The organism is Hydrogenophaga sp. A37 (assembly GCF_002001205.1).
Lineage (GTDB): Bacteria > Pseudomonadota > Gammaproteobacteria > Burkholderiales > Burkholderiaceae_C > Hydrogenophaga.
Window position 1 is genome coordinate 21,720 of record NZ_MUNZ01000166.1, and the last position, 6,423, is coordinate 28,142.

Sequence of the window (6,423 nt, forward strand, 5' to 3'; positions counted from 1 at the left end):
CAGGCATCCACAGGTAGACCATGGCCGAAATCGCAACCATTGCCCGTCCTTACGCGGACGCGCTGTTCAAAGCCGCTGGCGCAGATGCTGCCGGCACCGCTGTCTGGCTTGACGAGCTGGCAGCCATCGCCAGCAACGAGCAGTTGCGCCAGTTCGCCGACAGCCCCAAGGCTTCCAGCGAGCAGGTGTTCGGTGTCATCACCGGTGTGCTAAAGACCAGCTTGCCCACGCCGGCGCAGAATTTTCTGCGCATCGTGATCGAGAACGGTCGTCTGGCCGCATTGCCCGAAATCGCCGAGCAGTTCCGTGCGTTGAAAAACGCCCAGCAAGGCAGTTCCGACGCTGTGGTCCACAGCGCCTTCGAGATGGACGGCGCTGCGCTGGCCGATCTTTCGGGTGTGCTGGAAAAACGCTTTGGACGCAAGCTCAACCTGAAGGTTGAGCTCCAGCCCGACCTGATCGGTGGCGTTCGCGTGGTGGTGGGTGACGAGGTGCTCGACACCTCGGTCAAAGCCCGCCTGGAACAAATGAAAGTTGCGCTAACGGCTTGAAGCCCGTTGGTCGAATCCCGGGCGCGCCCTCATCCCATTTAACGAAAGAAGGAAAGAGTCATGCAACTCAATCCCGCCGAAATCTCTGAACTGATCAAGTCCCGCATCGAGGGTCTGGGCGCATCGAGTGATGTGCGCAACCAGGGCACCGTGGTGTCGGTGACCGACGGTATCGTCCGCGTGCACGGCCTGTCCGATGTGATGCAGGGCGAAATGCTGGAATTCCCGGCCAACAAGGATGGCGTGCCCTCCTTCGGTCTGGCCCTGAATCTCGAGCGCGACTCAGTTGGCGCCGTGATTCTGGGTGAATACGAACACATCTCCGAAGGCGAGACCGTCAAGTGCACGGGCCGCATTCTGGAAGTGCCGGTCGGCCCCGAGCTGATCGGCCGCGTGGTCAACGCCCTGGGCGCTCCGATCGACGGCAAAGGCCCGATCAACGCCAAGATGACCGACGTGATCGAAAAAGTGGCTCCGGGCGTGATCGCCCGCAAATCGGTGGACCAGCCGGTGCAGACCGGTCTGAAGTCGATCGACTCGATGGTGCCCGTCGGCCGTGGTCAGCGCGAACTGATCATTGGCGACCGTCAGACCGGTAAAACGGCCGTGGCCATCGACGCCATCATCAACCAGAAGGGTCAGAACATGACCTGCGTTTATGTCGCGATTGGCCAGAAGGCCTCGTCGATCAAAAACGTGGTGCGTGCCCTGGAGCAAGCCGGAGCGATGGACTACACCATCGTCGTGGCCGCTTCGGCCTCTGAATCCGCTGCCATGCAGTACCTGTCGGCCTACTCCGGCTGCACCATGGGCGAGTACTTCCGCGACCGCGGCCAAGATGCGCTGATCGTGTACGACGACCTGTCCAAGCAGGCTGTGGCCTACCGCCAGGTGTCGCTGCTGCTGCGCCGCCCACCAGGCCGCGAAGCCTATCCCGGCGACGTGTTCTATCTCCACAGCCGTCTGCTGGAGCGCGCTGCCCGCGTGAACGCCGACTACGTCGAAGCCTTCACCAAGGGTGAAGTCAAAGGCAAGACCGGTTCGCTGACCGCACTGCCCATCATTGAAACGCAAGCCGGCGACGTGTCCGCTTTCGTTCCGACCAACGTGATCTCGATCACCGACGGCCAGATCTTCCTGGAAACCAGCCTGTTCAACGCCGGTGTCCGCCCCGCCATCAACGCCGGTATTTCGGTGTCGCGCGTCGGTGGTGCTGCCCAGACCAAGCTGATCAAGAGCCTGTCCGGCGGTATCCGTACCGACCTAGCCCAGTACCGTGAACTGGCTGCGTTCGCGCAGTTCGCTTCCGATCTGGACGAAGCCACCCGCAAGCAGCTGGACCGCGGTGCCCGCGTGACCGAACTCTTGAAGCAGGCCCAGTACAGCCCGCAGTCCATCGCCTTGATGGCCTCCACGCTGTTTGCCGTGAACAAGGGCTACCTCGACGACATCGAGATCAAGCAGGTGCTGCCCTTCGAAGCCGGCATGCACGCCCACCTCAAGGACAAGTACGCGGCCCTGCTGGCCAAGCTGGAAAACGACAAGGCCATGGACAAGGATGCTGAAGCCCAGCTGGCCGCCGCCATTGCCGAGTTCAAGAAAACCGGCACGTACTGAACCGGCCCATTGACCCGATAAAGGAGCAGCAATGGCAGCAGGCAAGGAAATACGCGGCAAGATCAAATCGGTGGAGAACACCAAGAAGATCACCAAAGCCATGGAGATGGTCGCCGCCTCCAAAATGCGCAAGGCGCAGGACCGCATGCGTGCGGCTCGGCCTTACGCGGAAAAGGTGCGCCAGATCACCGGCAACCTGAGTCGCGCTAACCCCGAGTACACGCACGCCTTCATGAAGGTCAACGATGCCAAGACCGCTGGTTTTGTCGTCGTGACGACCGACAAGGGTCTGTGCGGTGGCATGAACACCAACGTGCTGCGGGCGCTGACGACCCAGCTCAAGGATTTGCAGGCCAAAGGCGTGGGTGCCGAGGCCGTGGCCATTGGCAACAAGGGTCTCGGTTTCCTCAACCGCATCAACGCCAAGGTGGTGTCCAGCGCAACCGGACTGGGCGACACGCCCCATCTGGACAAGCTGATCGGTCCCGTGAAGACGCTGCTCGACGCGTACACCGAAGGCCGGATCAACGCGGTCTACCTGTGTTACACCCGGTTCATCAACACAATGAAGCAGGAAGCCGTGACCGAGCAGTTGCTGCCGTTGAATGCGGGCACCTTGCAGGACGGCGCTGGCGGACGCGACTGGGATTACATCTATGAACCCGACGCACCTGCCGTGATTGACGAGCTGCTGCTGCGTTATGTGGAAGCCCAGGTCTACCAGGCAGTGGCTGAAAACATGGCCTCCGAGCAGTCGGCGCGCATGGTGGCCATGAAGGCCGCCACCGACAACGCCGGCAGCGTCATCGGCGAACTCAAGCTGGTCTACAACAAGACCCGTCAAGCCGCGATCACGAAAGAACTTTCGGAAATCGTCGCAGGCGCCGCAGCGGTCTGAAGCAGCCGTTCAACAGAATCCAGAGAATTTAAAAGGTATCCATCATGTCTCAAGTACAAGGCAAGATCGTCCAATGTATCGGCGCCGTGGTTGACGTGGAATTTCCGCGCAACCAGATGCCCCACATTTATGACGCCCTGAAAATGGAGGGCTCGGCCCTGACGCTGGAAGTTCAGCAACAGCTGGGCGACGGTGTGGTGCGCACGATTGCGCTGGGCTCGTCCGACGGCCTGCGCCGCGGCATGCTGGTGACCAACACCGCAGAACCCATCATGGTGCCCGTGGGCAAGGCCACTCTCGGCCGCATCATGGACGTGCTCGGCACGCCCATCGACGAGCGCGGCCCGGTGGACCAGACCTTGACCGCTTCTATCCACCGCAAGGCCCCGGCCTACGACGAACTCAGCCCCTCGCAAGAGCTGCTGGAAACCGGCATCAAGGTGATTGACCTGATCTGCCCGTTCGCCAAAGGTGGCAAGGTGGGTCTGTTCGGTGGCGCCGGCGTGGGCAAGACCGTGAACATGATGGAACTCATCAACAACATCGCCAAGGCACACAGCGGTCTGTCGGTGTTCGCCGGTGTGGGTGAACGTACCCGCGAAGGCAACGACTTCTACCACGAAATGGCCGACTCCAAGGTGGTGGACCTTGAGAACCTGCCCAACTCCAAAGTGGCCATGGTCTACGGCCAGATGAACGAACCCCCGGGCAACCGTCTGCGCGTGGCCCTGACCGGTCTGACCATCGCCGAGTCCTTCCGTGACGAAGGCCGTGACGTGCTGTTCTTCGTGGACAACATTTACCGTTTCACGCTGGCCGGTACCGAAGTGTCCGCCCTGCTGGGCCGCATGCCTTCCGCCGTGGGCTACCAGCCAACGCTGGCCGAAGAAATGGGCCGTCTGCAAGAGCGCATCACCTCCACCAAGGTCGGCTCGATCACCTCCATCCAGGCCGTTTACGTGCCTGCCGATGACTTGACCGACCCGTCGCCCGCCACCACCTTCGCCCACCTAGATTCCACCGTGGTGCTGTCGCGTGACATCGCTTCTCTGGGTATCTACCCAGCCGTGGACCCGCTGGACTCCACCAGCCGCCAGCTCGACCCGCTGGTCGTGGGCCAAGACCACTACGAAACCGCCCGCTCGGTGCAGAACACGCTGCAGCGCTACAAAGAACTGCGCGACATCATCGCCATTCTGGGCATGGACGAACTGGCTCCCGAAGACAAGCTGGCTGTGGCCCGCGCGCGCAAGATCCAGCGTTTCCTGAGCCAGCCGTTCCACGTCGCTGAAGTGTTCACCGGCTCGCCCGGCAAATACGTGCCGCTGTCGGAAACCATCCGTGGTTTCAAGATGATCACCGCCGGCGAGTGCGATCACCTGCCGGAGCAGGCCTTCTACATGGTCGGCACCATTGACGAAGCTTTTGAGAAAGCGAAGAAGGTCGCCTAAGCGTTGAATCGGGACCGCGCAACCGGTCCCCATCGCTGAACCCTTTTTCACTTTTCCCCTGGAGTAACTATGAGCACCATCCACGTCGATGTGGTCAGCGCCGAAGAGTCCATCTTCTCCGGTGAAGCCAAGTTCGTGGCCCTGCCGGGTGAAGCCGGTGAACTGGGCATTCTGCCCGGTCACATCCCGCTGATCACCCGCATCAAGCCCGGTGCCGTGCGCATCGAAAAAGCCGACGGTGGCGAAGAGTTCGTGTTCGTGGCCGGTGGCATCCTGGAAGTGCAGCCCCACTGCATCACCGTGCTGTCAGACACCGCCATCCGTGGCAAGGACCTGGACGAAGCCAAGGCCACCGATGCCCGCAAGCACGCCGAAGAAGCGGTCAAGAACGCCAAGAGCGACATCGACCTGGCCAAGGCCACGTCGGAGCTGGCGGTCATGGCGGCCCAGATTGCGGCGCTGCGCAAGTACCGTCAGAAAAAGTGACATGCCCACGCGCGTTTCATGAAAAAGCCGGCACATGCCGGCTTTTTTTCGTCAAGGCGTGGCGTCCTCTGGTGGTGGGTGGGATCATGGATCGCAGGTGAACACGCCGGATGAAAAAACCGATGACCTCGATATTTGAAAGCCCCGAACTGGCGCCGGAGGAGGTGGCGGCCCGTTTGTTGGTGACGCCGTCCGCGCTGGACGACCTGACGCTAGCGGACGCCACGCGTGTGGTCACCTACATGCGTCCCCATCGGATCAAGGCAGGCACCGTTTTCATCCATGAGGGTGAGCTCAAACGCAACGATTACATGCTGCTGGTTCTGGAGGGCGACATTTCGGTGGAGAACGAACTGCCCGGCCACGAGGGCAGCATGGTGGTCAACATCATCGGCCCTGGGCACCTCATCGGCGAGATGGGGGTGCTCGATGGATCGCCACGTTCGGCCACCTGTACCGCCACCACCGACATCGCCGCTGCCGTGCTTTCGCGCACGGCGCTCATGCGTTTGCTCAAGGCCGAGCCTGCCGTGGGTGGCCGCTTGCTGCTGGCCATTTCCAAGCGCATGGCCGACAGGCTGCGCGAAACCACGCGCAAGCTGCGAACCTTTGCCCAGATGAACAAAGCCCTGCAGGAGGAGCTTCAGGTGGTGATGAACAACCGCACTACACGGGGCGTGAAGAAGTCCTGATGGGGCTCATACGGTTTCACCTTCAAACGCATAGCTGTGTTGCTTCGCCTTGCTGTGCCGTAGCACTGTCTGCGGCTTCGCGCCTTGTTCTACGTTTGAATGCAAAACCGTATCAGGCCCTGACCACGCTGTCGGGCAGCTCGTTGGGGCTGACGCCTTCGGTCTCAATCGGGAAGTGCGCCACGAGCAGCGCCGAGACTTCTTCCAGCGCCTGCGTCAAACCATCTTCAAACTCGCCTTTTTGAAGCCGTGCGCTGAGGCGATCCACGATGGCTTGCCACTGTGCGTGGTCCACGTGCTCGTTCAAGGCCCGATCAGCCACGAACTCGATGGCGTGTTCGGCCAGCAGCAGGTAGATCAGCACGCCATTGTTGCACTCGGTGTCCCACACACCCAGGCGCCCGAACCAGCTCACGGCGCGCTCTCGCGTCAGCGTGCCCACGCTGGTGTCCCGCCGGTCGAGGCGCCACAGGTACGACAGCGGCAGCGACGCTTCCACACACAGGCGGACCTCGCCTGTATGGCGTGCCTCGCTCGCCGCGACACGTTGGGCGAGACGCTGGGCCATGTCGTCGGGGATGAGACGGCGCGTGTCGGCGCTGTCGAGCCAGCGGTGTTTGAGGATGCGCAAAAACTTGTTCATCGTTTCACCAGCCGCCCGAGGCGCCGCCCCCGCCAAAATTGCCTCCGCCGCCCGAGCTGAAGCCACCCCCGCCGCTGCTGCCGCC

At 61.9% G+C, this 6,423-nt stretch carries 7 protein-coding genes; 6 read left to right on the top strand and 1 reads right to left on the bottom strand.

Annotation, left to right across the window (positions count from 1 at the left end):
- Positions 1-20: 20 nt before the first annotated feature.
- From B0E41_RS22440 to B0E41_RS22465, 6 genes are all read left to right on the top strand, one after another.
- Positions 21-551, top strand: a complete 531-nt coding sequence (locus tag B0E41_RS22440; RefSeq protein WP_077334651.1) for a F0F1 ATP synthase subunit delta — start codon at positions 21-23, stop codon at positions 549-551.
- A 60-nt stretch (positions 552-611) separates the two neighbouring features.
- Positions 612-2,168 carry a F0F1 ATP synthase subunit alpha gene (gene atpA, locus B0E41_RS22445; RefSeq protein WP_077334653.1) on the top strand — a complete coding sequence of 519 codons (1,557 nt, stop codon included), beginning with the start codon at positions 612-614 and terminating at the stop codon, positions 2,166-2,168.
- A gap of 31 nt (positions 2,169-2,199) precedes the next feature.
- Entirely contained in the window at positions 2,200-3,066 is an 867-nt protein-coding gene (gene atpG / locus B0E41_RS22450; protein WP_077334655.1) for a F0F1 ATP synthase subunit gamma, read from the top strand.
- Positions 3,067-3,110: 44 nt separating this feature from the next.
- On the top strand, positions 3,111-4,517 hold the full coding sequence (gene atpD / locus B0E41_RS22455) for a F0F1 ATP synthase subunit beta (protein WP_077334657.1): 1,407 nt from the start codon (positions 3,111-3,113) through the stop codon (positions 4,515-4,517).
- A gap of 69 nt (positions 4,518-4,586) precedes the next feature.
- Positions 4,587-5,003 carry a F0F1 ATP synthase subunit epsilon gene (locus B0E41_RS22460; protein WP_077334659.1) on the top strand — a complete coding sequence of 139 codons (417 nt, stop codon included), beginning with the start codon at positions 4,587-4,589 and terminating at the stop codon, positions 5,001-5,003.
- A gap of 122 nt (positions 5,004-5,125) precedes the next feature.
- Positions 5,126-5,695 carry a cyclic nucleotide-binding domain-containing protein gene (locus B0E41_RS22465; RefSeq protein ID WP_077334661.1) on the top strand — a complete coding sequence of 190 codons (570 nt, stop codon included), beginning with the start codon at positions 5,126-5,128 and terminating at the stop codon, positions 5,693-5,695.
- A 112-nt stretch (positions 5,696-5,807) separates the two neighbouring features.
- On the opposite strand, the gene B0E41_RS22470 is transcribed toward B0E41_RS22465, so the two are convergent.
- Entirely contained in the window at positions 5,808-6,338 is a 531-nt protein-coding gene (locus B0E41_RS22470; RefSeq protein ID WP_077334663.1) for a TPM domain-containing protein, read from the bottom strand.
- Positions 6,339-6,423 lie beyond the last annotated feature (85 nt).